This is a genomic window from Baekduia sp. (genome assembly GCF_035996765.1).
Taxonomy (GTDB): Bacteria; Actinomycetota; Thermoleophilia; order Solirubrobacterales; family Solirubrobacteraceae; genus Baekduia.
In genome coordinates this window covers 1-24381 of sequence record NZ_DASYJG010000031.1, presented here as the reverse complement: position 1 = coordinate 24381, position 24381 = coordinate 1, and the positions used below count along the sequence as shown (strand labels likewise).

Genomic DNA, 24381 nt, shown 5'->3' with positions numbered 1-24381 from the left:
CGACCGCCAGATCGTGCCGTTGTTCAACGCCGGCTATGACCCCAACACCTACAGCGCCGGAATGCTTGAGCTGATCGCCAGGTTCGTACCCGGTCGCAACGGCGTGAGCGAGGCCGAAGCCACAGCATGGGCACAAGACCTGACCGAGCTCGGCCCCGACTACTTCCTCAGTCTCAACCGCTATCTGTTCCTGGCGCACAAGCCCACCTGACGGCAGGCAGGTTGTCGGCAGGCCTTAGGCAGGCTGGTCGGCGCGCGATGCCGAGTCCTGCAGTGCCTCGATGCGGCTGACGTCGCGCACGGCGCCCTTGTCCGCTGAGGTCGCCATCGCCGCGTAGGCGCGCAGCGCCGGGGTGACGGCGCGTGGGCGGTCCTCGGCCGGCCGGTAGCCGGTCGTGGCCTCCAGCCGCGCGCGGCGGTCGTCGAGCTCGGCGTCGGTGACGTCCAGCGCGATCGTCCGGCCCGGGATGTCGATGATGATGGTGTCGCCGTCTTCGACCAGCGCGATCGCGCCGCCGCTGGCCGCCTCGGGCGAGACGTGGCCGATCGACAGCCCCGACGTGCCGCCCGAGAAGCGCCCGTCGGTCAGCAGTGCGCACTGCGCCCCGAGCCCGAGGCCCTTGAGGTAGGAGGTCGGGTAGAGCATCTCCTGCATGCCCGGGCCACCGCGCGGCCCCTCGTAGCGGATGACCACCACGTCGCCGGGCTTGACGCGGTGGTTGAGGATCGCGTCGACCGCCGCCTCCTGGGACTCGACCACGACGGCCGGCCCCGAGAACTTCCAGATCGACTCGTCGACGCCCGCCGTCTTCACGACGCAGCCGTCGGTCGCGATGTTCCCGTACAAGATCGCCAGCCCGCCGTCGCGCGTGTAGGCGTGCTCGACGTCGTGGATGCAGCCCTCGGCCGCATCGACGTCCAGGGTCTCCCAGCGCTCGGACTGCGAGAACGCGGTGGCGGATCGCACGCAGCCGGGTGCAGCGTGGAAGAGCTCGATCGCCACGTCGGAGGCCGAGCCCCCGCGGATGTCCCACTCGTCCAGCCAGCTCTGCAGCGTCGGCGAGTGGACGGCCGCGACGCCATCGTGCAGCAGCCCGCCGCGGTGCAGCTCACCGAGGATCGCGGGGATGCCGCCGGCGCGGTGGACGTCCTCCATCAGGTAGTGCCCGTTCGGCGCGACCTTGCAGACGCACGGCACGCGGCGCGAGACCTCGTCGATGTCGGCCATCGTGAAGTCCAGCTCGGCCTCCTGGGCGGCGGCGAGCAGGTGCAGCACGGTGTTGGTCGAGCCGCCCATGGCGACGTCGAGCGTCATCGCGTTCTCGAACGCCTCACGCGTCGCGAGCGCGCGCGGGAGCACCGAGGCATCGTCGCCGTCGTAGTACCGCGTGCACAGCTCGACGGCCGTGCGGCCGGCCGCCTCGTAGAGCTCCTTGCGCGCGGTGTGCGTTGCCAGCGTCGAGCCGTTGCCCGGCAGCGCCAGGCCCAGCGCCTCGGTCAGGCAGTTCATCGAGTTGGCGGTGAACATGCCGCTGCAGGAGCCGCACGTCGGGCATGCAGCTTCCTCGATGCGCGCGAGGTCGTCGTCGGAGACGTCGCCCGCGACGGCATCGGCGATCGCCGTGATCAGGTTCAGCCGCTTGCGCACGGTGCCGTCGACGAGCGTCGCGGTGCCACCCTCCATCGGGCCGCCGGAGACGAAGACCGTCGGGATGTTCAGCCGCAAGGCGGCGTTGAGCATGCCCGGCGTGATCTTGTCGCAGTTCGAGATGCACACCATCGCGTCGGCGCAGTGCGCGTTGACCATGTACTCGACCGAGTCGGCGATCAGGTCGCGCGAGGGCAGCGAGTAGAGCATGCCGTCGTGGCCCATCGCGATGCCATCGTCGACGGCGATCGTGTTGAACTCGCGCGCGATGCCACCCGCTGCGTGGATGGCGTCGGAGACGACCCTGCCAACCGGCGCCAGATGCGTGTGACCGGGGACGAACTGCGTGTAGCTGTTGGCGATCGCGACGATCGGCTTGCGCCCGATGTCCTCGCGCTCGACGCCAGCGGCCCGCAGGAGCGAGCGAGCGCCCGCCATGTTGCGTCCGTGCGTGACCGTTCGCGACCTCAGATGCGGCATGCCACAAACAGTACCCGCCCGCGCGCGCCGTGCCTTCGGTTATTGTCGCCCGCATGCATGCGCTGACCGCGTTGGTGCTGGCCGCTGAGGCCGGCGGCGAAGAGAAGTCGAAGACCGTCTTCTACCTCTTTGGTGGCCTCCTGGTGGCATGGGCCCTTGTGCTCTCCGGCATCGGAATGTCGTCGGCGGAGTTTCCGGCCACGGTCGGTGCCAAGCGCGGCGTGATCGGGCTCACCGCCCTGCTCATGGCCGCCGCGATGGCCACGGCCGTCATCACGGCGTGACCGAGAGCGCTGGGTGACGACGACGTTCGCGGCAGCCGAGAAGGACGTCCACCTGACCGACCGCGGATCCCGCTCGGCCCGCATCCTGAGCAACACCACCATGGCCCGGCGCGCCAAGCGCGCGGGCGAGGGGCCTGCGCGGAATCGGAACCCACCCCACCCGTCGCTGAACTGCGACCGGGTGGGTCCGATCCCGCGCGGGGACACTAGTATGCAGAGGCGATCCCCTTACCCGAGAGAGGGCACCGATCGTGAGCGAAGCTCAGACGCAGGACGGCGGCGGCGTAGCCGCGGCCGGGCAGGACACGCTGACCGTCACCGACAACCGGACGGGCCAGACCTACGAGGTGCCGATCAACGACGGAACCGTCCGCGCCATGGACTTCCGGCAGATCAAGACCTCCGACGACGACTTCGGCCTGATGACCTACGACCCGGCGTTCACGAACACCGCCTCGTGTCGTTCGGCCATCACCTACCTGGACGGCGAGAACGGCGTCCTGGAGTACCGCGGCTACCCCATCGAGCAGCTCGCCGAGCACTCGACCTACCTCGAGGTGGCCTACCTGCTCGTCCACGGCGAGCTGCCCACGCAGCCGCAGCTGGACCAGTGGAAGCACGACATCACGACCCATACGTTCGTGCACGAGAACGTCAAGGAGTTCGTCGGCGGCTTCCGTCACGACGCGCACCCGATGGGCATGCTCGTCGGCTCCGTCGGCGCCTTGTCGACGTTCTACAAGGACGCCAACGAGATCAACGACCCTGAGAACCGGAACATCCAGACGATCCGGTTGATCGCCAAGATGCCGACGCTCGCCGCGTTCGCCTACCGGCACATCATGGGGCAGCCCTACTACTACCCGGACAACGATCTGGAGTACCCAGGTAACTTCCTCAACATGATGTACAAGATGACCGAGCTGAAGTACCAGCCCGATCCTCGCCTGGAGCGCGCGCTGGACATCTTGTTCATCCTGCACGCCGACCACGAGCAGAACTGCTCCACCAACGCGGTCCGCGCGGTCGGCTCCTCGCAGGTCGACCCGTACTCGGCGGTCGCCGCCGGCGTCGCCGCGCTCTACGGCCCGTTGCACGGTGGTGCCAACGAGGCCGTCCTGCGGATGCTCAAGCGCATCGGCACCAAGGAGAACATCCCGGACTTCATGCAGGGCGTGAAGGACGGCAACGAGCGGCTGATGGGCTTCGGCCACCGGGTCTACAAGAACTACGACCCGCGCGCCACGATCATCAAGAAGGCTTGCGACGACGTGTTCGAGGTGACGGGCGTGAACCCGCTGCTCGACATCGCGCTGGAGGTCGAGAAGATCGCGCTCAACGACGAGTACTTCGTCTCCCGCAAGCTCTACCCGAACGTCGACTTCTACTCGGGTCTGATCTACGAGGCGCTCGGCCTGCCGATGGACATGTTCCCCGTCATGTTCGCCATTCCCCGCACCTCGGGCTGGATCGCCCAGTGGCTGGAGATGACGACCGACAAGGAGCAGAAGATCGCGCGGCCGCGCCAGATCTACACCGGTGAGCGCACGCGCGACTACGTCGGGATCGGCGCCCGCTCCTAGCGGTTAAGCGTTTGTGCGGTCCGTCGCTTGCGTGACGGGCCGCACAGAGTTTCCGGACGGGAGGCGTAGCGTCTTGGTTGCATGACGCTACGTCCCTCAGCCGGATTTCCCGAGATCCAGCTCCGCCGCATCAGGCCGGAGGACAAGGACGCGCTCGTCGCCGGGCTGGGCCATCTCTCGGAGCGCTCGGTCTACCAGCGCTTCCTGGCGCCCAAGCCGCGGCTGACGGTGTCGGAGCTGCGCTATCTGACCGAGGTCGACTTCGTCGACCACTATGCCTTGGTAGCGGTACTTGCTCGCTCGCCGCAGGTCGTCGTGGGCGTGGGCCGCTGGGTGCGGTCGACGGAGTCGCCGGCCGACGCCGAGATCGCGATCGTCATCGCTGATGACCTGCAGGGGCGCGGTGTCGGCACGCAGCTCGGGCGGGCGCTGGCGGTGGCGGCACGGGGGCGTGGGATCGAGCGCTTCACGGCGTCGATGCTGCCGGACAACCAGGCGGCGCACCGCCTCTTTGCCAAGATCTCCTCGCAGCTGCAGACGGTCCATCACCAGGGTGTTGACGAGCTCGTCGCGCCGCTGACCGTCGCTGCGTGATCGCCGCGCGTTAGGCTGCGCCGCCTGATGGCGGCTGCGTTTCGCGTGATCATCCGGCGGCGTGACGGCGAGACCGAGAAGCGTCGTTTCGCGACGCTTGCCGACGCCATCGACGACCTCGAGACCGAGCTGCGCTCGGTGGCGTCGGTCATCGCGCGGGCGCCGCGGGTCGAGCGGGCGCTGGGGCGCGACTACGAACCGGGCGAGCAGGTCGCAGTGCGCGGGGAGCTGCGCGGACCGGGCGGTCTGCGGGCCGGCGTCGACGTGCGCGGCGACGGCGCGACGGTGGCGTTCACGGGCGTTCTGCGGCGCCGGCCGATCGCGCTTGACGACCGCGAAGACGCCTGGGCAGGGCTTCGGCGCGAGGTCAGTCTCGCCACGCGCTAGCGTCGGGACCTATGGCAACGATCTCCGCAGCGGCATCCGGCACCTTCAAGATCGGTGGCGACCTCGAGGTGACGCGCCTGGGCTATGGCGCGATGCGCATCGTGGGCGACGGCGTCTGGGGGCCGGCCAAGGATCCGGCCGCGGTCCAGGCGGTGCTCAAGCGCCTGCCTGAGCTCGGCGTCGACTTCATCGACACGGCCGACTCGTATGGGCCGGGATATTCCGAGGACTACATCGCCGAGGCGCTGGCGCCATACAACGGCGTGCGGGTCGCGACCAAGGGCGGCTTCACGCGCCATGGGCCGAGCATCTGGGAGCAGCTCGGGCGCCGGGAGTACCTGCGCCAGTGTGCGCTGATGAGCGCTCGCCGGCTTGGCGTCGAGACGATCGACCTGTACCAGTTGCACCGCATCGATCCGCGCACCGACCGCGCCGAGCAGTTCGCCGAGTTGCAGTCCTTGAAGGAGGACGGCATCGTGCGCCACCTCGGGCTCTCGGAGGTCTCGGTGGAGGAGATCAAGGCCGCCCAGGAGGTCTTCGAGGTGGCGACCGTGCAGAACTTGTACAACTTGACGGTGCGCCAGTCCGAGGATGTGCTGGCCTACTGCGAGGAGCAAGGGATCGGCTTCATCCCCTGGTTCCCGCTGGCCTCCGGTGGTTTGGCTCAGCCGGGCGGTGCGGTCGATGAGATCGCCCGTGCCCACGAGGCCACGGCGGGCCAGGTCGCGCTGGCGTGGCTGCTGGCCAAATCCCCCGTGATGCTGCCGATTCCGGGCACGAGCTCGGTCGAGCATCTCGAGGAGAACGTGGCGGCTGCGGACCTGACGTTGAGCGAGTCGGAGCTGGCGACGCTGGAGGCGGCTTCCGCCTAGAGGCGGCCGTAGGCGCGCAGGGTGGTGAGCGCGTTGAGCGTCACCATCCCGCGCCACTCGAAGGCGACGGCGGGGTTCCAGGCGGCCCAGGTGAAGTCCCAGCCGCCGTCTGGTTTCTGGTCGGAGGCGAGCTCGTCGAGCTGGGCGTCGACGAGCGCGTCGGGGAAGAGCGTGCGGCCCGCGTGATCGGGACGTGGCGCGATCTCGAGCGCGCTCAGCGTCTCGCCCTCGACGCCCGCCTCGACCTTGAGGATGCCGTCGTCGGGCATGCGCTCGCGGAGGGCGTCGAGTTCGGCTTGCGCGCGGGTGCGGTCGGAGACGGCGTCGAGGAAGTGCACGGCGTACCGGAAGGAATAGGCGTCGCTCAGCTTGAGGTCGGCGAGGGCGTTCCACACGTAGTCGGACGCCGGGCCGAGCCACGGGTGATCGTCGAGTTGTAGGCGGTAGGCCGCGGCGGCGACACCGGCGGTCATCAGGAGTGAGGACGGCGGGTCGTCGGTCGGCGTCCACCACGGTGCGTGCGGCCAGCCCTTGGCGGTCGGCAGGACGAACGGGATGCCGCCATCGGCGTTGGTGATCGTCTGCAGCCAATCGAGCGCACCGGTGGTCAAGGTGGTGGTCTTGCTCTTGAGCTCCGCGATCTCCTCCAGCACCTCGAACGCGTAGAGGACCGCCGAGGGCTGGCTGGCGGGCGTGCGGAGATCGGGCTCCATGAAACCCATGCCACCGTCGGCGTTGCGGTAGGCCTCGACGGCGCGTAGGACGGCGTCGGCGCTTGCGGGTGCGTCGCCGAAGAGGTGCTCGAAGCGTCGGCGTTCCAGCAACCGGCCGTGTCCGTGGAGGAACTGCGCTGCGGCAGCGATGTCGGTCATGGGTGCAGCGTGGCGTATCGGGTCGGCGGGCGACTTGAACGGATCGGCCATCTTGGGCGCGAGCCCCGCGTCCACTTCGCCAGCAGTGGGCCCGCCTGCGGCCGCCTGCGGTCCGTCAACGGGCCCACACGCGGGCCCGAGCGTCAGCGGTGTGGTCGCTCGCCGGCCGGTGCGGCGCCAGCGGCGAGGAGCGCTGAGGGTGGGAGGCCGGCGAGGCGGCGGCACTCGCGGGCGAGGTGGGCCTGGTCGGCGTAGCCGGCCTCGGCGGCGAGGCGGGCGAGCGGGGCATGGGCAGCCTCGGGCGCGTTGGCGCGGTGCAGGAAGCGTTGGAAGCGCAGGACCCGGGCGAGGGTCGCTGGGCCGTAGCCGACGGCGCGCTCGAAGCGGCGGCGCAGTTGGCGCTCGCTCAGGCCGGCAGCGCGGGCGCTGGCGGCGACGGTCGCGAGGTCGTCCTGGCCGGCGATCGGTCGTGCGAGGGCGAGCGCCGCGCGCCGGACCTCGTGGTCGGCATCCTCGGGCGCGGGCAGTCGCTGGGCGATCCCGCCGATCAGCGCGAGCAACGCGGCGCGTTCGTCTTCCGCTGCGGCCACGCGATCCTCCATGCGCCGCGCATCCGATCCCCAGAGCTCAGCGAGCGGCACGCCCTGATCGCGCAGTTCACCGGCCGGCACGCCCAATGCGGCACCCGCCGCACCGACCCGGAAGCGCACACCAACCCGTGATTGTCCGGGCGTCGCTGGCGCGAGCGTCGCCGCCGTCGCCGGCCCCGCGACCAGCAGCCGGCCACCGCTGAGCACCACATCGACGCACGCATCCGGTAGCACCCGCACCTCACCGTCGTGCGAGATCCACACGCAGGCGACCAGCGCCTCGAGGCCGGGCGGCGGCGCAAACTCGCGATAGGCGGTGGGCGTCACACCACCATGGTTGCGCACTCGCCACCGACATCAAACGCACCCACCCGAAGCGTCACCAGACGTACGCGAGGTCGCCGACGGCCGGCGCTCGCTCACACAGCAGCGCAGCACCAACGCGGGCGCCAAGCGCGCAGGCGTCGGCGATCGGGCGGCCGGCGGCGAGGCCCGCCATCAGCGCGGCGGCGAAGGCGCCGCCGCAGCCGAAGGTGTCAACCGGTTCGCCTGGCAGCGGCACCGCAGACCAGCGCCCACCGGCGTCCTCTGCACCCGGCGCCCACCACGCGCCGCCGCGCTCGCCCTCGGTCTGCACGACCCAGCGCGGACGCGAGGCCATCAACAACTCGTCATCAACCGCCTCATCGACATCATCGGCGCTCCCGACCAGCGCATCGACCTGCACACCCGCCTCCAGCAACGCCGCTCGCGCGCGACCGGTCGACACCATCACCTTGGCCGCGCGACAGGCCCGCGCCGCGGCGGCGTCACCTGCGAAGAAGAGGACGCCGTCGTAGTCCTCCAACTCGGTCCACGGCAGACCGTCGTCGCCATGCGGCACCAGCGGCGCAGCGAGCACCGTGATCGTCCGCTCGCCGTCGGCGGTCAGGTACGTCAGCGTCCGCCGCTGATCACGATCGCCGCGCATGGCGGCGCTGACCTCCAGCCCGGCTCCGCGCAAGTCCTCCAGCGTCGCGAAGCCGCGGCCATCGCGCCCCACCGCGCAGAAGAACGTCGCGGCACCCGTGAGCGAATGCAGCGCCGAGGCCGCCATCGCGCCGCCGCCGGCCGGCGCCTCCCATGCCTCCCGCGCCGCCACGATCTCGCCCATCGCGGGCAGCCGGTCGACGAGCACGAAGTCGACCCACTCGACGTGCCCGACGACCGCGAGCTTCACAGGACCAGCGTCGCGCCGTGGTCGCGCAGCCAGCGCCGCGGCAGCTCGTAGCCGGGCATCAGCCGGTTCATGAGCGCCCAGAAGCGCGGCGAGTGGTCCATGACGGCGAGATGCGCGGCCTCATGCCGGACGACGTACTCCAGCACTGCTTCGGGCGCGAGCAGCAGCCGCCAGTTGAACGACATCGCACCCGACGAGGAGCACGAGCCCCAGCGCGTGCGCTGATCGCGGATCGTCAGCTTGGTGTAGGACTTGCCCACCGCCGCAGCGGCCGCGTCCAGCCGCGGCGCGATCTCCAGGCGTGCCTGGCGCCGGTACCAGCGCTCGATCGCCGCCCGCGCGGCAAGCGCGTCCTCGGGCACGAGCAGGATGTCGCCGCGCCGGTGCACGCGCGTGCGTCCGGCCTCTGGCATCAGCACGAGGTCGACGCCCAGATACGGCACGGTGCCCGAACGCGCAGCCACCCGCGCTTGCGCCCGTGCGACGTCCGCCTGTCGCCGGGCGATCCAGCCGCGCAGCTCGACCACCGCGCTCGCCGCTTCCCGCGCGGCAGCGCGCCGTGGCAGGACGACCTCGACCGCCCCATCCCGCGGATCCACCCGCACCCGCACACGCCGCGCGCGATCCGAGCGGCGGACGGAGTAGTCGAACGGCGGGGCTGCCTCAGGTGGCACGGCGCTGCAGGCTACGACGCGCAGCCGACGGCCAGCCGGGAGCGGCTCAACCGCGCCGCTCCTCCAAGAGCCCCGCGAGGTTCGCGACCGCCAGGTCGTCGCCCAGCGCCGCGCCTGCGCGGAAGGCCTCCTCCGCGGCGTCGATGCGGCCCTGGTCCCAGAGCAGGACGCCAAGGTTGTTGTAGGCCTCGTCATCGCCGTGCTCGGCGGCGCGACGATAGAGCGACTCCGCCTCGACCGAGCCGGGGTCGATGTCGCTCAGGTGGTTGGCGAGCTGCGTCTCGGCGGTCGCGACCTGGCGGTCGGCGCCCTCGCGCAGGACAGCCTCAGCTTCCTCGACGCGCTCCTCCAGCCGCAGCACCGAGGCCAGGAAGGCATAGGCCTCGACCCCGCCGGCGGCGATCGCCTCGCGCAGGATGGTCTCGGCCTCGTCGAGGCGGCTCTCGTCCTGCAGCAGCGCGCCGAGGTCGACGAGCGCCTCGACATCACCCGTTGCCGCCCCTTGGCGGAAGAGCGCCTCAGCTTCCTCGACGTCACCGCTGTCGGCCAGCGCGTTGGCGAGCAGGCGGTGCTCGGTCTCACCGATCGCGACCGTCGTGCGCCATAGCGCGATCGCCTCCTCCAAGCGGCCCACGTCATACAACAACAGCCCGAGGTTGTGGCCCGCGGCCAGCTCCCCACGATCGGCCGCCTCGCGGTAATTGGCCTCGGCGCCCGCCACGTCACCCTGATCCCACAGCGCGTTGCCGAGTGGGATCAACGCATCGAGATCGCCATCGTCGACCGCGCCGCGCAGCACGTCGATCGCCTCGCCCGAGCGATCCAGCTCGATCAGCAGCTCACCCAGGTAATAGCCGGCATCCGCCTCACCCTCGGCCACCGCCTGACGCAGCAACCGCTCCGCCTCACCATGATCCCCCGCCTGCTGCGCCCGCAGCCCTTCACCGAGGATGCCGGACCGCTGCTCGTCTGCCATGCCATCACTACAGCAGGTGCGGGGGCTCAACCTTCATCCGCCATGATGCCGGTCTCGTGCCCCGTTCCATCGCGCATCTCCCGCCGCAGGTCCAGGCGCCGTTCGACGTCTTCATCTCGGGCGTGCCCCAGAAGGAGGGGACCGACTACGTCGTCGAGGGCCGCGATCTGGTGTTCGAGCGCGAGTTGCGCAAGGACAAGGTCAGTGGTTGGCGGTGGTTCCTCGGTGCGTGGGGCGTGGGCACCTACCGCCAGAACGACTCCGTCGACATCCGCTACACGCTGAACGGCCGGCCGATGGTCGCCGAGGGGCTCGAGATCGAGCCTGCCTGAGCGGACGGCTCTCCACCCGCCACAGGTACGGATACCCGGCTTTCGGTAGCTCTGGCGGGGCGCCACCCTGGTGCGATGCCCCTCTCCTCCCCCGCTTTTCTCCCTACCCAGGGCATCGAGCACCTTCGGACGACGCTGCAGACGCGCACCTGGGAGCGCGCGACGCGCGCCCTGCTCGACGACCTCGATCTCCCCCAGGACGCGCGCATCCTCGACGCCAGCCGGCTGACGATCGATGACGTCTTCCACGCCGCGCTCCCGCCCGCCCGCTTCGACGCCGTCCGCGCCCGCTTCCAGCTCTGCACCCTCGGCCGCGCCGCCGAGCAGCTCGAGGTCTACCGCCGCCTCGTCGCGCCCGGCGGCGTCCTGATCCTTGAAGAGCCCGACACGCGCAGCTGGCTCTACGAGCCCTACGCGCCGGCGACCCAGCACCTCATTGGACGGGTGGCGCAGGCCCTGACTGCTGCCGGCGGCAACCTCGACGCCGGCCGCCGCCTCCCTGCGCTGCTGCGCGACGCGGGCCTCGAGCCACAGGTGCGCACGCACGCACTCGGCCTCGAGGCCGGCCACCCGGATCTCCGGATGCCGCTGCAGCTCGCGGACGCCCTCAGCACCCGCCTCTCGGACATCCTCGGCGTCGACGGGCTCGCGGGACTGCGCGAAGAGAGCGCCAACGAGCTCGACACAGCCAACCGCCGCGGGACGACGTTCACGCTGGTGCAAGCGTGGGCGCGGGTGTCCTAGAACCGACATTATCCGCGCGATCACGCAGATATACGATCTCCATCGTAAAATCGTCTAATATCCGCGTGATCGCGCGGATAACCTCCCGATAGTCATCATCCCCTCACCATCCGCGCGATCACGCGGATATGCCCCGAGCAAACCTCACATCTGAACGACTCGGCGAAGCGGTGCGAGCGGAGCGCAAGCGCCAAGGGCTCGACCAACGGACGCTGGCGCTCGTCGCGAACGTCGGCGAGCGCTCGATCTACCGCATCGAGAACGGCGAGCAAACCGTTCGACTGGATGTCCTGCTGCGGGTCCTGACCGCTCTCGGCCTGCAACTGGACGTCGTCGCGCGGAGACGGTCATGAGCCTCGGCGTTTACTGGGACGGCGTGCTGATCGGCAGCTTAACCCCCGGTGCCGAGCACACGCGCGAGTACTCCTTCAACTACAAGGAACCGCGTCGGGCGATCTCGCTGTCGCTGCCAACCACCCAGACGTCGTTCACCGCTTCCCAGTCGCGTCCGTTCTTTGAGGCGCTACTACCCGAAGGCACCGTACGCGAGCAGATCGCCGCACAGCTCAAGTTGGCCGTAACCGACAGTTACAGCCTGCTCGCGGCCCTCGGCCGCGACTGCGCGGGCGCCCTTCAGATCGCAGAGGCGAGGCGAATGTCCGAGCCGCCCAGCGCCCGCTGGCTCGACAGCGGCGAACTGGACGCGCTCATCGCCGAGCTACCGTCCCATCCTCTCGGGATCGACACCAATGACGATCGACTCCGGCTCAGCCTTGCCGGCGTTCAGCGCAAGGCCGTGCTCGTGCGAGACAACGCTGGGCGATTCGGACAGCCACTCCACGGCCTGCCGAGCACGCACATCCTCAAGCCAGATCTGGCGACCAGCGATTACCCGGCAATCGCAGTCAACGAGTACTTCTGCATGCGCTTGGCAAGAGCTGTAGGTCTACCGGTCGCCAACGTCGAGCTAACAACGATCGCTGAGCGACCGTGTCTGGTCGTCGAGCGCTTCGACCGTGACTCCGCGACCGAACCGGTCCGGCGTCTCCATCAAGAAGACCTCTGCCAGGCGCTCGGTATTACGCCCGATTTCAAATATCAGCTTCCCGACTGGCGGCTTCCCTCCTATGAGGCGCTGGGCAATCTCCTCGACGAGCACAGCATCCGACCCGGCGCGGACCGTCTTGCCGCAGCGGAGAGCGCGGTATTCCACTTCCTGGTCGGCAACGCCGACGCACATGCCAAGAACATCTCCTTGCTCCACGACGAGGAAGGCGTTCGACTGGCGCCGCTCTACGACATCGTCTCCACCGAGGCGTATCCGGGGCTAAACAGGCAGCTTGCGCTGGGCATCGGCGACGAATTCGACCCGGATGACATCGGTGAACTGGCGTGGGGCGACCTGGCGTACGACCTCGGCTTAAGCGTCTCCGCATTTGCTCGCCGGCGCGCGCTGCTAGTCGGCCGAGTCATGGATGCGGCGTCTGCGCTTCGCGACGAATCACGCGCTGGCGGTTGGTATGACGATGTCATCGACACCATTCTCAGCGTCATCGCAGCGCGCGCCGAGGCGGCTGGAAGCTAAGCCAGCGACTTGCGCGCGCTGACGATCAGGTAGTCGCACCGCAGCGCGACGCGCCCGTCGTGGCCCTCGTCGCGCTCGGCGACGAGGCCGCCCAGCGCGCCGAGCAGCGATGGCCAGCGGCCTTCGGCCTCAAGGCGTGGGCGTTCTGCGACAACATGGCCGGCGGTTGCGACGAGGAAGGCGACGGCCTGTGCTCGGCCTTCGAAGTCCAGCGTCACCGACTCGCGGGACACGGCGCCGACCTCGAGCCCCGCGTCGCTCAGCAGCGCGGTCACCGCGGGCTCGTCGCCCCAGCGCGGCGGTGGGGCTCCGCCAGGGGGTGGTGGCGGCAAGAACGGTGACAACGCCGCGCCCATCGCGGGCAGGAAGCTCCCGGGCACCCAGTTGGCGAGCACGGCCCGCCCGCCCGGCTTCAGGGCCCGTGCCAGCTCCCGCGCAGCGGCCGGTTGGTCCAAGGCGTACATGACGCCGAAGGTCGAGACCACCACGTCGAACGCACCGTCCTCGACCGGCAGCGCGAGCGCGTCGCCCACGCGCCAGTCCACCGGCACGCTCGGCGCCGCCTCGCGCGCCTGCTCCAGCAGCGCGGGCTCGAGATCCACACCAACAACCGGGCCCGCCCCGCGTGCCGCCGCGGCCAGCGCCGCGTTCCCGGTTCCGCACGCGACGTCGAGCACCGCATCGCCGCTCGCGACGTCGGCCACCTCCACCACGCGCGCCGCGGCCGGCCGCAGCCGCCACGCCATGCGCGCGTAGTTGCCCTGCGCCCAGGTGGTGGCCACGAAGCCCTTAGGACGCCACGGCCGGCGGCCGGCGCGGCTCGCCGAGCCCCGTGTGCTGCGCGTCCCACGGACGCCAGAGCCGCAGCGCGCTCAGAATCGCGCGCGTCGCCGGTGAGCGGTTCAGCGTGCAGAAGTGGATGCCCGGCGCGCCCTTGGCGAGCAGGTCGGCACACTGCATCGTCGCGTAGGAGACGCCGAACTCGGCGACCGCCTCGGCGTCGTCCTGGCGCGCATCGAGTTCCGCCAGCACATGCTCGGGCATCGTCGCGCCGCAGAGGCTGGTGATCCGCGCGATCTGCCCGTAGCCGGTGATCGGCATCACGCCCGGGATGATCGGCACGGTGATCCCGACCGCCCGCGCGCGCGCCACGAAGTCGAAGTACAACTCGTTGTCGAAGAACAACTGCGTGATCAGGTAGTCGACGCCCGCGTCGACCTTCTGCTTGAGGTAGCGCAGGTCGTCCTCGGGCGAGGTCGCGTGAATGTGCGTCTCCGGGAAGCACGCGGCGGCGATCGTGAAGTCATAGTCATCGCGCAGCAGCGAGACCAGCTGATGGGAGTACTCCAGGCCGCCCTCGGAGGCGACCCACTCCTCCTGCCCCCGCGGCGGGTCGCCACGCAGCGCGAGCACGTTGTCGATGCCTGCGCCCCGGATCTCCTCCAGCGTCGCCCGCAGCTCCTCAGTCGTGGCGCCAACGCAGGTGAAGTGCGCCATCGCCTCCAGGCCGTGGTGCTCCTTGATGTGGCGCACGGTCTCGACGGTCTTGTCGCGCGTCGTCCCGCCCGCGCCATAGGTCACCGAGACGAACGACGGCTCCAGCGGCGCGAGCTCCTGCAGCGCGCGCTCGAAGTTCTCCTCGCCGGCCGCGGTCTTCGGCGGGAAGAACTCGAAGGAGAACGTCGGCTCGTCGCCGTCCAGCAGCTCGTTGATGCGCATGGTCCTCTAAACCCTAACACGATCGTGTCAAGGTTGGACGAACACGCCCATTTGCAGGTGCTATGCTGCAGCCGACCAGCGCTCGGGCGTGCCTTCGATCCGCTCAACCCGCCCCGTGACCTCCAGATGGCGCAGGTAGGAGAGCGTCTCCGACAGCCACCAGTTGGCCGTCATCGGCGTGATCGCGGCACCATAAATCTGCGGGATCGCGTCGAACGCGGTGATCCCCGGCTCGGCCGCGATGACCTCCTCGACCTTCCCGATCCGCTCGCGCACGAGAACGCGGTTGGCGTCGATGTGCGCCTGGACGTCGGTGAACGTCCGGCCGTGGCCGGCGAGGCAGAGCCGCGCGTCGAGCTCCTGGACGAGGTCGAGCGAGTGCAGGAACTCGCCGGCCGGATCGGGCGAGTAGCCGTAGTCGTAGTACAACGAGACGCGACCGAGCAGGTGGTCGCCCGAGATCAGGATCCGGCGCTCCTCCTGGTAGAGGCAGACGTGCGACGGCGCATGCCCCGGCGTCTCGTAGACCTGCCACGTCCCCAGGTCGGTGTGGATCTCCACGCCCGGCACGAGGTCGCGATCCGGCTCGACGATCCCGGCGATGCCGTAGCCCTGGCCACGACGCGCCTCGCTGTAGCGCTGCAGCGGCTCCTCGGGCACGCCGCTCTGGCGCGCGACCTCGATGCGGCGGTCAAACGCGGTTTCGGGGTCGCGCGCGGCGCTGAGCATGTGCTCGTGGTTGGGGTGCATCCACAGCTCACAGCCAGTTCGCTCGACGATCGTCGCCGCCTGCCCGTAGTGGTCGGAGTGCGCGTGCGTGCAGACCAGCAGCCGAACGTGCTCGAGCTTGAGATTGACCTGCGCCAGCGCGCGCTCGAGGTTGGCCATCGACCCCGGCTCGTGCATGCCGGTGTCGACCAGGACGATGCCGTCGCCGGCGGCCAGCGCCCAGGCGTTGCAGTGCGGGACGCCCGGCCAGGGCAGCGGCAGCCGCAGCCGCCAGACCCCCGGCAGCGCCCGTTCCCCACGTCCCACTTCCCGCTTGCGATTGGCCTCCGGCATCGCGCCCAGCCTAGTCCGTCGCCCCTCTAGACTCCCGGCATGTCCACCAAGGCAATCCAGCACGGCCGTGTGCGTATCCGGCCAGGCCTCGCGCGGCTCGCGGCGACCGAGCCGGAGCAGATCGCCGAGGGCGTCTGGGTCATGCGAGGCGGCTTCCCGCTCAAGTCCATGAACGTGTACTTCGTCCGCGATGGCGACGGCGTCCTGCTCTTCGACGCCGGGATCAGCGACATGACGGCCGCGGTCGCCCGGGGTGCCGCGCAGCTCGGCGGGCTGACGCGGATCGTGCTCGGCCATGGCCATCCGGACCACCGTGGCGTCGCGCCCGGGCTCGAGGTGCCGACGTACTGCCACCCGGACGAGGTCGCCGACGCGGAGGGCGACGGCGGCTGTCACTACTTCACGCTGGACGAGCTCGATCCGCATGGGCGCTTCCTGCTCGGCTCGTTTCTCCCCGTGTGGGACGGCGGGCCGGTGAAGATCGCCGGGACGGTGAGCGAGGGCGATGACGTCGCGGGCTTCAAGGTCGTCCACCTGCCCGGGCACGCGCCGGGGTTGATCGGCCTGTGGCGCGAGAGCGACCGCCTGGCGCTGGTCAGCGACACCTTCTACACGGTCGATCCGCAGACGGGCATCCACGGCCACGCGCGCGTTCCGCACCGCGCGTTCAACAAAGACACCGAGCAGGCGCGCGCCTCGATCCGCAAGCTCGCCGCGCTCGAGCCGGCGACGGCGTGGGCCGGCCACGCCAATCCGCTGACCGGTGACGTGCGCGGGCAGCTCGAGACCGCGGCGGCGACGACCTAGAAGATGGGCCGTCGCAGCCGCCAGCGTGGGCAGGTCGACAAGCTCGAGGCGCCGACGACCGACTACGCGTCGGCCGACGGCGAGCGGGTGCTGACCCTGCGCGGGGCGCTGTCGCCGAAGTCGCGCGCGGAGTACACGCGCGCGTCTGATCCTGCGCAGGCGCGGGCGGCCGCCAACGTCGAGGACGTCCGCGCACGAGCCATCGAGTTCCTCTTCGAGCGCCTCGTCGCCCGCTGGGTGGTCAACGAGGTCCCGACCGAGGGCGCCAAGCCGCTGCTCGCGCGCTACCGCGCCGCGACGCGCGACGAGCGGACGTGGATCACCGACGTGCTGCGCGAGCACTGCGTCGAGTGGTTCCCCGACGTCAAGGTCCCGTAGCGCGCGGCCGGTAACGTGCCGCGCGTGCCGACCGTCGCCGACGTCCCCGCCCGCCTGCTGCTCGGCTCCGGCCCCTCGCCGGTGCCCGAACGCATCCTGAAGGCCTTGAGCCATCCGACGGTCGGCCATCTCGACCCCGCCTTCGGCGCGCTGCAGGACGACGTCGCCGCGCTGCTGCGCGCGACGATGAAGACCACCAACAAGGTCACGTTCCCGCTGAGCGCGACAGGCAGCGGTGGGATGCAGGCGATGGTGGACACGTTGGTCGCGCCGGGCGAGCGGGTCGTCGTCGGGGTGTGTGGCGCGTTCGGCGGGCGGATGGCGGATGCATTGGGGCGCGCGGGTGCCGAGGTGGTGAAGGTCGAGGCCGAGTGGGGTCGCGCGCTGTCGAATGACGCCTTGATCGAGGCCGCGGGCGATCCGTCCACGCGCGCGCTGTTCGTCGTTCACGGCGAGACGTCGACCGGCGTGGCCCAGCCGCTCGATGGTCTGGCCGATGCTGTCCACGCCCACGACGGCCTCTTCTTGGTGGACTGCGTCACCTCGCTCGCGGGCCATCCGCTGGACCTCGACGCCGCCGGCGTCGACGCCGCGTTCTCCGGCACGCAGAAGTGCCTCAACGTGCCGCCGGGCCTCGCGCCGTTCACGGTCGGCGACCGTGGGCTCGGGCGGCTGCAGCGCCGCTCGTGGTACTTCGACCTGCAGGCGATGGTCGACTACTGGTTCGCCGACGGGCCCCGCGCCTACCACCACACCGCGCCCATCAACATGATCTACGCGCTGCACGAAGGGCTGCGGATCGTGGAAGAGGAAGGGCTCGACGCGCGCTGGGCGCGTCACGCGCGCGCGCACGAGGCGCTGCGCGCCGCCCTCTCCGTGCTGGGCTTCGAGCGCTTCGCCCCTGATGGCGAGCAACTGCACTCGCTGCTGGCCGTCAGCGTTCCTGATGCTGTTGACGAGGCCGCGGTGCGCGGCGCGCTGCTGCGCGAGGACGGCATCGAGGTCAGCGGCGGCCTCGGCCCGCTGGCCGGCCGCGCGTGGCGGATCGGCGTCATGGGCGAGGGCGCGCGTCAAGAACCCCAAGAACGCTTGGTGCGCGCGGCGGCCCGCCGCACCAACGGCGACGAGCACGCCGCCGTCCGCGCGCTGGAGGAAGGATGGACGGCAGCATGACCTATGACTTCTCCGAGGTGACCGACCACCTCGACCCCGCGAAGTTCGCCGACTTGCTCGCGGGCTACTGCCTCGACGTCCAACCCGACCAGCAGGTGCTGGTCCGCTCGACCACGCTGGCCCAGCCGCTGCTGCTGGAGCTCCAGCGCGCGATCCTGGAGCGCAACGCCTGGTGCTTCATGCGCGTCGAGCTGCCCGGCGAGGCACGCGGCTTCTACGACCACGCCCAAGACCATCACCTCGACAACTACCCGGCGCTGGCCTACGAGGAGGCGCGCAAGATCAACGCGACGGTCGGCATCCAGGCGCCCGACGACGTCCACGCGCTGGCCGGCGTCGACCCCGAGCGGATGACCCGCGCCGCACGCGGCCGCCGCGACGTGCGCGAGCAGATGCTCAAGAAGCGCTGGTGCTCGACCCTCTGGCCGACGCCCGCCAACGCGGCGCTCGCCGGCATGCCGCTCGATGAGTTCTCCCGTTTCGTCGCCGGCGCGCTCTTCCTCGACCGCCCTGATCCGCTCGGCGGCTGGGACGAGCTGCGCCGCTTTCAGGACGCGCTGATCGGTCGCCTGTCGGGCGCGAAGGAACTGCGCATCGAGGCCGAGGGCACCGACTTGCGGTTGAACGTCGCCAAGCGCACGTGGGTCAACAGCGACGGCAAGCGCAACATGCCGTCGGGCGAGGTCTTCACCGGCCCGCACGAGTCATCGGCCACCGGCCGCATCCGCTTCACAATCCCGTCGTCACCTTCCGGCGTCGACGTTCGCGGCGTCGAGCTCGAGTTCCGCGATGGTGAGGTCATGTCGGCGACGGCCGAGCACGGCGAAGAGTATCTGCAGCGCGCGCTGGCCACCGATGACGGGGCACGGCGGTTGGGCGAGGTGGGCATCGGCACCAACTACGGCATCGACCGGGCGATCGGGGCGATCCTCTTCGACGAGAAGATCGGCGGCACCGTTCACGTAGCACTTGGTCGGTCGTATCCCGAGACCGGCGGCAAGAACCTCAGCGCGTTGCACTGGGACCTGATCTGCGATCTGCGCACCGGCGGACGGATCACGGCCGACGGGGTGACGATCCAAGAGGACGGGCACTTCACGCTGTAGGCACATCGGCGCCGTCGAGCGGGTGGGATATAACCCGTCGCATGTCGCCATTCCGCCTCGCGCTCGCCGTTGTCTTCCTCACCGTGATCGCGGCCGCGCCGGCGCGCGCCAACGAGGCCGAGCCCATGTACGGGCTGATCGGCGGGACGCAGCTGGTCGCCTTCACGACCGGGAACGCGACGAGCACTTCGAGCGTCGCGCTGACCGGTATCGGCAGCGACCTCATCCAGACGCTCGACGTGCGGCCGGCGACGGGCGAGCTGTACGGACTCGCGGGGTCGGGGCAGCTCTACCGGATCGACACGGTGACCGGCGCGGCGACGGCCATCGGCACGCCGCTCACCTACACGGGGGACGCCGAGCTGGACTTCGATCCGGTGTCGGACACGATCCGCATCGTCACGTCAACGAATGACAACATCCGCGTCGATCCGGTGACCGGTACGCAGACGACCGCAGCCGGGCTCAGCTCGAGCTCTGCCCCGCGCGGGGTGGCCTACACGAACGGGGTCGCCGGCGCCACCTCGACCACGGCCTATTCGCTCGGCAGCTCGAGCCTGTGGCGGCTGGGCGGTTTCGGTGGCACGCTCCCCTCCGCAGACAGCGGAACGCTGACCGCGATCGGCGCCCATAACAAAGCGGTGTCGGGGCCGTACGGGTTCGACATCTCGCCCGTCTCCGGTCGCGCGTTCTTCGCGACGTTCAATGACAGCACGAGCCCGTGCAGCTCGTTCAGCTTCTGCCTCGAACGGCTCGACCTCGGCACGGGCGCCCCCGTCCCCGCCCTCGCCCTGAACAACCTCAACGGGATCGCGATCGCGCCACCGACCTCTCCGATCTTCCTCGGCTCGCGGCTGTTCGCCGCCCGCGAGGGCGACGGCAACGCCGTGGTCACCGTGCGCCGTAGCGGGGACACGCGCACGGCCGCGACGGCGACCTACACGCTGACACCGGGAACGGCGGGCGCGGGCGACTTCGCGACGGCCGGCGGCTCGGTCACCTTCGCGCCCGGCGAGTCCAGCAAGCCGGTTTCGGTGCCCATCACCGACGATGCCGACGTCGAGCCGGCCGAGACGTTCACGATCACGGTGGCGGCGACGACGGGCACCGGCACGTTCAACGGCTCCCCGACCACCGCCACGGTCGAGATCTTCGACAACGACGCGACTCCCGCCGCGACGCCGGGGGCGGGGTCGGGGTCGACCCCGACCGCGACCCCGGACACGACGAAGCCAACCGTCCTCGCCTTCGGCGCGCCGACCGCGAAGCTCAAGGCGTTCCTGAAGGGCTACAAGATCACGGCGTCGTGCTCGGAGGCGTGCACGCTGACCTCCACCGCCAAGCTGGGCACGAAGACGGTCGGGACGCTCACCGGGACGCTCAACGCCGCGGGGATCTTCAAGGGCACACTTAGGCCATCGAAGGCCGGCGGCAAGGCGCTGAAGAAGAAGCTCGAGTCCAAGAAGGCGAAGCCCGCCAAGTTGACGATCGCCACCGTCGCGACCGACACCTCCAAGCTGTCGGGGACGTCGACGGCAACGGTGAAGGTCAGTCGGAGCTAGGTGGAAGTCCCGCAGGTTGACCATCCAGGAGGACGGGTCTCCGTCCGGCCGCTCGAGCCGAACCGCGGTTGACGGCGATCCTACCGCCGCCTGCATCGCTGCGGCCGGACGGTTTCTACGTGCGAGCGATCAGACGACGCAGGCGTTCGAGCTGTCGCAGAAGCGCCGCGTGATCGAGAGCTTCTGGCGTATCGACCGCTGGCGGATCGAGTCGATCAGCGGCTTCGAGGTCCCAGCGCCGGCGATGCTCGGTCAGCAGGTTGGCGCCGCGGTCCCACAGAGCGCGGGCCCGTCGATCAGCCGGCCGAGCACCGAGGAAGGACTCGGTCGCGGGGTCGGGGTCGGGCTCGTGCTCGAGCACCGCGACCTCGCCACGGACGTCGCCAGGATCAAGCGTCCCGGCAGCGAGCAACTCAGCGCGGACGAGCGGCAAGACATCGGTGTCCTTCGGTCGGCCCGCAGCCTCCTTCGAGATAAGGAGGTCCGAAGCCGCTCCGACCGACACAACGAGGTCATCGGCCAACTGGAGGCTCACCGCGTTGCGCACCCAGGCGTCGTAGTCGCCGGTGCCGTCGGTGCTGTTCATGATCTCCAAGCGCCCATATCGCGGGTCGCACCGGTATAGCCGTGGAACTGCAGCGCGACACCGCCAACCAAGACGAATCGTACTTCATGTACTACAAGCGCCTGCAGGAGCGCTCGGTGACGAGCATCGACCTCGCTCATGCAGCGGTGCGGGTTCGGGCCTCTCGCGACGAGTACCGGCCACTCGCCAGCACCGCGCGCAGACCCGGCAGGGACGCCCGGTCGTCGCTCCACGGTGAAGACACAGCGATATCGAGCAGATCCTCGACGAGGGCAACGCGCACTTGACCAATATCTTGACGGCTCATCACCACAAACGGCGCCCGATCCCGCACCTCCGTGACGGTCATGCCGGAGGCGGTGGTTCGCAACGTGAGCTCGCCGTCGCCGACCAGCCAGCGCTCGCGACGCTCGACGTCACCGGCCGAGGCATCGACCCCATCAGGATGCGCATCGGCAGACCAAAGCCGTTCGAACGCTGCTTCCAGATCCTCGGCCGCGACGAGCACGTCAACGCGGCCGTTCCCTGGACGCTGCGGAGACCCCCAGATGGCAGCGGCCCCCGGTCCGACCAAGACGCCGATCTCGCCGAGCGCAGCGGCGCCGCTAAGCGCACTGCGGCACCGATACCACGCCTCCGCTCCCAGCAGCGTCTGAAGCCGTTCGGTCGGCGTGAGGTCGAGTTGATCCCCAACCAAGGCGATGTACTCGGCATCCGCCTCAACGACGCGCACATCGAGTTGCGCGCCCGCCGCCGCAGCCAGCTCCTCGAGCGCATCAAGCGATGGCCTCTGCGCCCCTGAGCGCCAGCGCGTAATGGTCTCGCGGGCTACCCCAACACGCGCGGCGAGTTCAGCATCCGAGAGGCCAAGTACCTGCAACTGCGCCATGACGGCGATCGAACTCACATCGAAATTGTGACGGATCCATCACAATCACGCAAGGGCTTGAACTTTCGATCGCAATCACCGCGCTTCCAGACGTGGCCGATGGTCCAGGCCACGCGCCGCCCCGCCCGGCGTAGTGTCTCACCATGCGGATCTCCTACGCCAATGTCGTCGCCACCCTCGCGCTGATCCTCGCGGTCAGCAGCACCGCCTTCGCAGCCTCCAATCCCAGCTCCTCGGCCCCGGCGAAGCTGAAGCTGTGCGCGGCCAAGAAGACCGGCGATCTGCGGATGCTCTCCGGCGGCGGCGCGTGCAAGTCCAGCGAACGAGCGGTGACCGTCGACCGCACGGGGCTCGTCGGTCCGGCGGGCGCGGCCGGCGCCGCGGGTGAGCGTGGTTCGCAGGGGGAGCGTGGTCTGCAAGGTGATCGTGGGCCGCAGGGCGAGCGCGGCCCGGCGGGCCCCGGCACGCTCCTCGCCAGCCCCGACGGCCGCTTCACCGTCGACGCCACCAACAACGGGATCGTCCTGGCCGGCCCGAAGGGCTCGGCGACCTTCGACGGCGAGGAGCTGCTCTCCGACGGCAACCTCAAGATCACCACCCCGAAGGCGCTCACGCTCTCCGACGGCACCGCGCTCTCCATCACCTCGGGCATCACGACCACGCTGACGACCGGGGCCGCACTCGAGATCGTGTCGGGCGCCACGACCGCGTTGACGACCGGGGCGAACTTCAGCCAGGACGTGGGCGGAGCCTTCACCCAAAGCATCGGCGGGGCCTACAGCCAGTCGCTGGGCGCCGGCGCCGTCCAGAACATCAACAACGGCCTCACCCAGTCCATCGGTGGTGCGTACGACCAGTCCATCGGCGGAGACCTCCACCAGGACATCACCAAGAACTACATCCAGTCCATCGGCGGCACATCCAGCCAGGCCGCCAAGTCGATCACCCAGAACGCCACCACCGCCTTCGCAACCTCGAGCGGCGTCGCGGCGCAACTGACCGCCCCCACCGTCACGATCGCCGGATCGTCCTGCTTCAAGGCGGTGGGCTACAACCAGGCCATCGTCCTCAACAATCCGTCGGCGCCGACGTGCTGAGCCGCCCGCCGGAGATATCCGGGCTGGCATGTTGCAAGCGATGACAAGGGTCACGATCGTCATCTGACAAGACCCGCCCGATTCCCCTCGGCTTGACATATGCCGATATCGGAATATGATTGCGTCATGGCACGAGCAGCGACGACGTCGGATGTCTTCAACGCGATCGCCGAGCCGCAGCGCCGGGAGATCCTGGTGTTGCTGCGGACGGGTGAGCGGCCGGTGACCGAGGTGGCCCAGGAGATGGGGATGACCCAGCCGGGGGCCTCCAAGCACCTGCGGGTGCTCCGGGAGGTCGGGCTGGTGCGGGATCGCAAGGCAGGCAGGCAACGCCTGTACGGCCTTGACGCCCGGGGGCTACGACCGGTCTACGAGTGGACCGGCGGGTTCGAGCGGTTCTGGAACGAGAGCTTCGACCGGCTCGACGAGTACGTGCAGGACCTCAAGCAGGCAAGGCAGGAGGGGTAGCTGATGAGCGCGACGGGACCAGGAGCGCCGGCGCAGTCCGCGACGGCCGACCGCGAGATCGTGATCTCCCGGGTCATCAGTGCCCCACGGGAGCTGGTGTTCGAGGCGTTCACCGAGGTGCGGCACCTGTCGCGGTGGTGGGGACCGGAGGGGTTCACCACCACCACGCGGGCGTTCGAGTTCCGCGTCGGCGGGGAGTGGGACTTCGTGATGCACGGACCGGACGGGACGGACTACCAGGAGTGGATCTCCTGGACCGAGATCGCCCCGCCGGAGCGGATCGCGCTGCTGCACGGTGAGTCCCGCGGCGACCCGAACGCCTTCGAGTCGGTCTTGACGTTCGCGCCCGACGGCGCGGCGACCCGGATCGAGATGCGCACGGTATTCCCCACCCGGGAGCAGCGCGACGAGGCGGTCGAGAAGTACCACGCGATCGAGGGCGGCAAGCAGACCCTGAGCAGCCTGGCTGCCTACGTCACCGAGATGGTTCGGATGGGAGTGGAGGGCTGATGGCCGGGAAGGTGTTCTTCAGCGTGTCGATGTCGCTGGACGGTTACATCGCGCCCGAGGAGCGCAGGGATGACCCGGATATGCAGCGCTGGATGGCGCAGTGGATGGAACTGCAGCAGTGGATATTCCCGCTGCGGTTCTTCCGGGAGAACCTGAAGCTCGGCGAGGGCGGCGAGGAAGGGCG

Annotated in this window: 28 protein-coding genes and 2 pseudogenes; 19 read left to right on the top strand and 11 right to left on the bottom strand. The window is 69.9% G+C overall.

Features of this window, described 5'->3' with window-relative positions:
• A pseudogene (locus VGO10_RS06775) lies at nt 1-211 on the top strand (methyltransferase type 11); the annotation flags it as partial.
• Between the two features lie 24 nt (nt 212-235).
• Here the strand turns inward: VGO10_RS06775 and ilvD are convergent.
• A complete protein-coding gene (gene ilvD, locus VGO10_RS06770) occupies nt 236-2128 on the bottom strand; it encodes a dihydroxy-acid dehydratase (RefSeq protein ID WP_327466492.1) in 1893 nt (630 codons plus the stop codon).
• A gap of 53 nt (nt 2129-2181) precedes the next feature.
• Here ilvD and VGO10_RS06765 point away from each other — a divergent pair, with 53 nt between their 5' ends.
• From VGO10_RS06765 to VGO10_RS06745, 5 genes are all read left to right on the top strand, one after another.
• On the top strand, nt 2182-2412 hold the full coding sequence (locus tag VGO10_RS06765) for a hypothetical protein (RefSeq protein ID WP_327466490.1): 231 nt from the start codon (nt 2182-2184) through the stop codon (nt 2410-2412).
• 251 nt (nt 2413-2663) lie between these two features.
• Nucleotides 2664-3995: a citrate synthase gene (locus tag VGO10_RS06760; protein WP_327466488.1), complete on the top strand. Its 1332-nt coding sequence runs from the start codon at nt 2664-2666 to the stop codon at nt 3993-3995.
• A gap of 81 nt (nt 3996-4076) precedes the next feature.
• Nucleotides 4077-4589, top strand: coding sequence for a GNAT family N-acetyltransferase (locus VGO10_RS06755; protein ID WP_327466486.1), 513 nt, complete (start codon nt 4077-4079; stop codon nt 4587-4589).
• A gap of 27 nt (nt 4590-4616) precedes the next feature.
• Nucleotides 4617-4976, top strand: a complete 360-nt coding sequence (locus tag VGO10_RS06750) for a hypothetical protein (RefSeq protein ID WP_327466484.1) — start codon at nt 4617-4619, stop codon at nt 4974-4976.
• Nucleotides 4977-4987: 11 nt separating this feature from the next.
• Nucleotides 4988-5848, top strand: coding sequence for an aldo/keto reductase (locus tag VGO10_RS06745; RefSeq protein ID WP_327466482.1), 861 nt, complete (start codon nt 4988-4990; stop codon nt 5846-5848).
• On the opposite strand, the gene VGO10_RS06740 is transcribed toward VGO10_RS06745, so the two are convergent.
• The 5 genes from VGO10_RS06740 to VGO10_RS06720 all read right to left on the bottom strand — a co-directional run bounded on the left by VGO10_RS06740 (nt 5845) and on the right by VGO10_RS06720 (nt 10179).
• A complete protein-coding gene (locus VGO10_RS06740) occupies nt 5845-6720 on the bottom strand; it encodes a hypothetical protein (RefSeq protein ID WP_327466480.1) in 876 nt (291 codons plus the stop codon). The genes VGO10_RS06745 and VGO10_RS06740 overlap by 4 nt on opposite strands.
• A gap of 143 nt (nt 6721-6863) precedes the next feature.
• On the bottom strand, nt 6864-7637 hold the full coding sequence (locus tag VGO10_RS06735; protein ID WP_327466478.1) for a helix-turn-helix domain-containing protein: 774 nt from the start codon (nt 7635-7637) through the stop codon (nt 6864-6866).
• Between the two features lie 52 nt (nt 7638-7689).
• Complete coding sequence (locus tag VGO10_RS06730; protein WP_327466476.1) at nt 7690-8529, bottom strand: PfkB family carbohydrate kinase; 840 nt, start codon at nt 8527-8529, stop codon at nt 7690-7692.
• Nucleotides 8526-9203, bottom strand: coding sequence for a SprT family zinc-dependent metalloprotease (locus VGO10_RS06725; RefSeq protein ID WP_327466474.1), 678 nt, complete (start codon nt 9201-9203; stop codon nt 8526-8528). The genes VGO10_RS06730 and VGO10_RS06725 overlap by 4 nt, the downstream gene beginning before the upstream one ends.
• A 46-nt stretch (nt 9204-9249) precedes the next feature.
• Nucleotides 9250-10179 carry a tetratricopeptide repeat protein gene (locus VGO10_RS06720; protein WP_327466472.1) on the bottom strand — a complete coding sequence of 310 codons (930 nt, stop codon included), beginning with the start codon at nt 10177-10179 and terminating at the stop codon, nt 9250-9252.
• Between the two features lie 56 nt (nt 10180-10235).
• On the opposite strand from VGO10_RS06720, the gene VGO10_RS06715 reads away from it, so the two are divergent.
• From VGO10_RS06715 to VGO10_RS06700, 4 genes are all read left to right on the top strand, one after another.
• Nucleotides 10236-10511, top strand: a complete 276-nt coding sequence (locus tag VGO10_RS06715) for a hypothetical protein (RefSeq protein ID WP_327466470.1) — start codon at nt 10236-10238, stop codon at nt 10509-10511.
• A gap of 75 nt (nt 10512-10586) precedes the next feature.
• Nucleotides 10587-11255, top strand: coding sequence for a hypothetical protein (locus VGO10_RS06710; protein ID WP_327466469.1), 669 nt, complete (start codon nt 10587-10589; stop codon nt 11253-11255).
• A 128-nt stretch (nt 11256-11383) separates the two neighbouring features.
• A complete protein-coding gene (locus VGO10_RS21730) occupies nt 11384-11608 on the top strand; it encodes a type II toxin-antitoxin system Y4mF family antitoxin (RefSeq protein ID WP_349258923.1) in 225 nt (74 codons plus the stop codon).
• Nucleotides 11605-12840, top strand: coding sequence for a type II toxin-antitoxin system HipA family toxin (locus tag VGO10_RS06700; RefSeq protein ID WP_327466465.1), 1236 nt, complete (start codon nt 11605-11607; stop codon nt 12838-12840). The genes VGO10_RS21730 and VGO10_RS06700 overlap by 4 nt, the downstream gene beginning before the upstream one ends.
• Here the strand turns inward: VGO10_RS06700 and VGO10_RS06695 are convergent.
• From VGO10_RS06695 to VGO10_RS06685, 3 genes are read right to left on the bottom strand one after another with little or no spacing between them, the layout of a single operon-like run.
• Nucleotides 12837-13622, bottom strand: coding sequence for a class I SAM-dependent methyltransferase (locus VGO10_RS06695; RefSeq protein ID WP_327466463.1), 786 nt, complete (start codon nt 13620-13622; stop codon nt 12837-12839). The two genes, VGO10_RS06700 and VGO10_RS06695, sit on opposite strands and share 4 nt — an antisense overlap.
• 7 nt (nt 13623-13629) lie before the next feature.
• Complete coding sequence (gene metF / locus VGO10_RS06690; RefSeq protein WP_327466461.1) at nt 13630-14559, bottom strand: methylenetetrahydrofolate reductase [NAD(P)H]; 930 nt, start codon at nt 14557-14559, stop codon at nt 13630-13632.
• Nucleotides 14560-14619: 60 nt separating this feature from the next.
• Nucleotides 14620-15621, bottom strand: a complete 1002-nt coding sequence (locus VGO10_RS06685; protein WP_327466459.1) for an MBL fold metallo-hydrolase — start codon at nt 15619-15621, stop codon at nt 14620-14622.
• Between the two features lie 39 nt (nt 15622-15660).
• On the opposite strand from VGO10_RS06685, the gene VGO10_RS06680 reads away from it, so the two are divergent.
• The 5 genes from VGO10_RS06680 to VGO10_RS06660 are packed head-to-tail and all read left to right on the top strand — an operon-like array spanning nt 15661 to nt 20647.
• The gene (locus VGO10_RS06680; protein ID WP_327466457.1) at nt 15661-16428 is read left to right on the top strand and encodes an MBL fold metallo-hydrolase; all 768 of its coding nucleotides are present in this window, start codon (nt 15661-15663) and stop codon (nt 16426-16428) included.
• A 3-nt stretch (nt 16429-16431) separates the two neighbouring features.
• Entirely contained in the window at nt 16432-16806 is a 375-nt protein-coding gene (locus VGO10_RS06675; RefSeq protein WP_327466455.1) for a hypothetical protein, read from the top strand.
• A 24-nt stretch (nt 16807-16830) separates the two neighbouring features.
• Nucleotides 16831-17979 carry an alanine--glyoxylate aminotransferase family protein gene (locus tag VGO10_RS06670; protein ID WP_327466453.1) on the top strand — a complete coding sequence of 383 codons (1149 nt, stop codon included), beginning with the start codon at nt 16831-16833 and terminating at the stop codon, nt 17977-17979.
• Nucleotides 17964-19085 carry an aminopeptidase gene (locus VGO10_RS06665; RefSeq protein ID WP_327466450.1) on the top strand — a complete coding sequence of 374 codons (1122 nt, stop codon included), beginning with the start codon at nt 17964-17966 and terminating at the stop codon, nt 19083-19085. The genes VGO10_RS06670 and VGO10_RS06665 overlap by 16 nt, the downstream gene beginning before the upstream one ends.
• A 41-nt stretch (nt 19086-19126) precedes the next feature.
• Nucleotides 19127-20647 carry a DUF4394 domain-containing protein gene (locus VGO10_RS06660; RefSeq protein WP_327466448.1) on the top strand — a complete coding sequence of 507 codons (1521 nt, stop codon included), beginning with the start codon at nt 19127-19129 and terminating at the stop codon, nt 20645-20647.
• A 115-nt stretch (nt 20648-20762) separates the two neighbouring features.
• Here the strand turns inward: VGO10_RS06660 and VGO10_RS06655 are convergent, their stop codons facing one another.
• Nucleotides 20763-21233 carry a hypothetical protein gene (locus tag VGO10_RS06655; protein WP_327466446.1) on the bottom strand — a complete coding sequence of 157 codons (471 nt, stop codon included), beginning with the start codon at nt 21231-21233 and terminating at the stop codon, nt 20763-20765.
• A 136-nt stretch (nt 21234-21369) separates the two neighbouring features.
• A complete protein-coding gene (locus VGO10_RS06650) occupies nt 21370-22140 on the bottom strand; it encodes a helix-turn-helix transcriptional regulator (protein ID WP_327466444.1) in 771 nt (256 codons plus the stop codon).
• Nucleotides 22141-22265: 125 nt separating this feature from the next.
• Between VGO10_RS06650 and VGO10_RS06645 the strand changes: the two genes are divergently transcribed.
• The 4 genes and pseudogenes from VGO10_RS06645 to VGO10_RS06630 form a co-directional block, all read left to right on the top strand.
• On the top strand, nt 22266-23219 hold the full coding sequence (locus VGO10_RS06645) for a collagen-like protein (RefSeq protein ID WP_327466442.1): 954 nt from the start codon (nt 22266-22268) through the stop codon (nt 23217-23219).
• Between the two features lie 126 nt (nt 23220-23345).
• Nucleotides 23346-23687, top strand: coding sequence for a metalloregulator ArsR/SmtB family transcription factor (locus tag VGO10_RS06640; RefSeq protein ID WP_327466440.1), 342 nt, complete (start codon nt 23346-23348; stop codon nt 23685-23687).
• Between the two features lie 3 nt (nt 23688-23690).
• On the top strand, nt 23691-24197 hold the full coding sequence (locus VGO10_RS06635; RefSeq protein WP_327466438.1) for an SRPBCC family protein: 507 nt from the start codon (nt 23691-23693) through the stop codon (nt 24195-24197).
• Nucleotides 24197-24381: pseudogene (locus VGO10_RS06630) on the top strand (dihydrofolate reductase); the annotation flags it as partial. The gene VGO10_RS06635 and the pseudogene VGO10_RS06630, both read left to right, overlap by 1 nt.

Bases quoted from the DNA above. Each gene is read 5' to 3' on its own strand.
- ilvD (WP_327466492.1), bottom strand. From the start codon at position 2,128: ATGCCGCATCTGAGGTCGCGAACGGTCACGCACGGACGCAACATGGCG.
- VGO10_RS06765 (WP_327466490.1), top strand. From the start codon at position 2,182: ATGCATGCGCTGACCGCGTTGGTGCTGGCCGCTGAGGCCGGCGGCGAA.
- VGO10_RS06755 (WP_327466486.1), top strand. From the start codon at position 4,077: ATGACGCTACGTCCCTCAGCCGGATTTCCCGAGATCCAGCTCCGCCGC.
- VGO10_RS06750 (WP_327466484.1), top strand. From the start codon at position 4,617: ATGGCGGCTGCGTTTCGCGTGATCATCCGGCGGCGTGACGGCGAGACC.
- VGO10_RS06745 (WP_327466482.1), top strand. From the start codon at position 4,988: ATGGCAACGATCTCCGCAGCGGCATCCGGCACCTTCAAGATCGGTGGC.
- VGO10_RS06740 (WP_327466480.1), bottom strand. From the start codon at position 6,720: ATGACCGACATCGCTGCCGCAGCGCAGTTCCTCCACGGACACGGCCGG.
- VGO10_RS06720 (WP_327466472.1), bottom strand. From the start codon at position 10,179: ATGGCAGACGAGCAGCGGTCCGGCATCCTCGGTGAAGGGCTGCGGGCG.
- VGO10_RS06710 (WP_327466469.1), top strand. From the start codon at position 10,587: ATGCCCCTCTCCTCCCCCGCTTTTCTCCCTACCCAGGGCATCGAGCAC.
- VGO10_RS21730 (WP_349258923.1), top strand. From the start codon at position 11,384: ATGCCCCGAGCAAACCTCACATCTGAACGACTCGGCGAAGCGGTGCGA.
- VGO10_RS06700 (WP_327466465.1), top strand. From the start codon at position 11,605: ATGAGCCTCGGCGTTTACTGGGACGGCGTGCTGATCGGCAGCTTAACC.
- metF (WP_327466461.1), bottom strand. From the start codon at position 14,559: ATGCGCATCAACGAGCTGCTGGACGGCGACGAGCCGACGTTCTCCTTC.
- VGO10_RS06685 (WP_327466459.1), bottom strand. From the start codon at position 15,621: ATGCCGGAGGCCAATCGCAAGCGGGAAGTGGGACGTGGGGAACGGGCG.
- VGO10_RS06680 (WP_327466457.1), top strand. From the start codon at position 15,661: ATGTCCACCAAGGCAATCCAGCACGGCCGTGTGCGTATCCGGCCAGGC.
- VGO10_RS06675 (WP_327466455.1), top strand. From the start codon at position 16,432: ATGGGCCGTCGCAGCCGCCAGCGTGGGCAGGTCGACAAGCTCGAGGCG.
- VGO10_RS06665 (WP_327466450.1), top strand. From the start codon at position 17,964: ATGGACGGCAGCATGACCTATGACTTCTCCGAGGTGACCGACCACCTC.
- VGO10_RS06660 (WP_327466448.1), top strand. From the start codon at position 19,127: ATGTCGCCATTCCGCCTCGCGCTCGCCGTTGTCTTCCTCACCGTGATC.
- VGO10_RS06655 (WP_327466446.1), bottom strand. From the start codon at position 21,233: ATGAACAGCACCGACGGCACCGGCGACTACGACGCCTGGGTGCGCAAC.
- VGO10_RS06645 (WP_327466442.1), top strand. From the start codon at position 22,266: ATGCGGATCTCCTACGCCAATGTCGTCGCCACCCTCGCGCTGATCCTC.
- VGO10_RS06640 (WP_327466440.1), top strand. From the start codon at position 23,346: ATGGCACGAGCAGCGACGACGTCGGATGTCTTCAACGCGATCGCCGAG.
- VGO10_RS06635 (WP_327466438.1), top strand. From the start codon at position 23,691: ATGAGCGCGACGGGACCAGGAGCGCCGGCGCAGTCCGCGACGGCCGAC.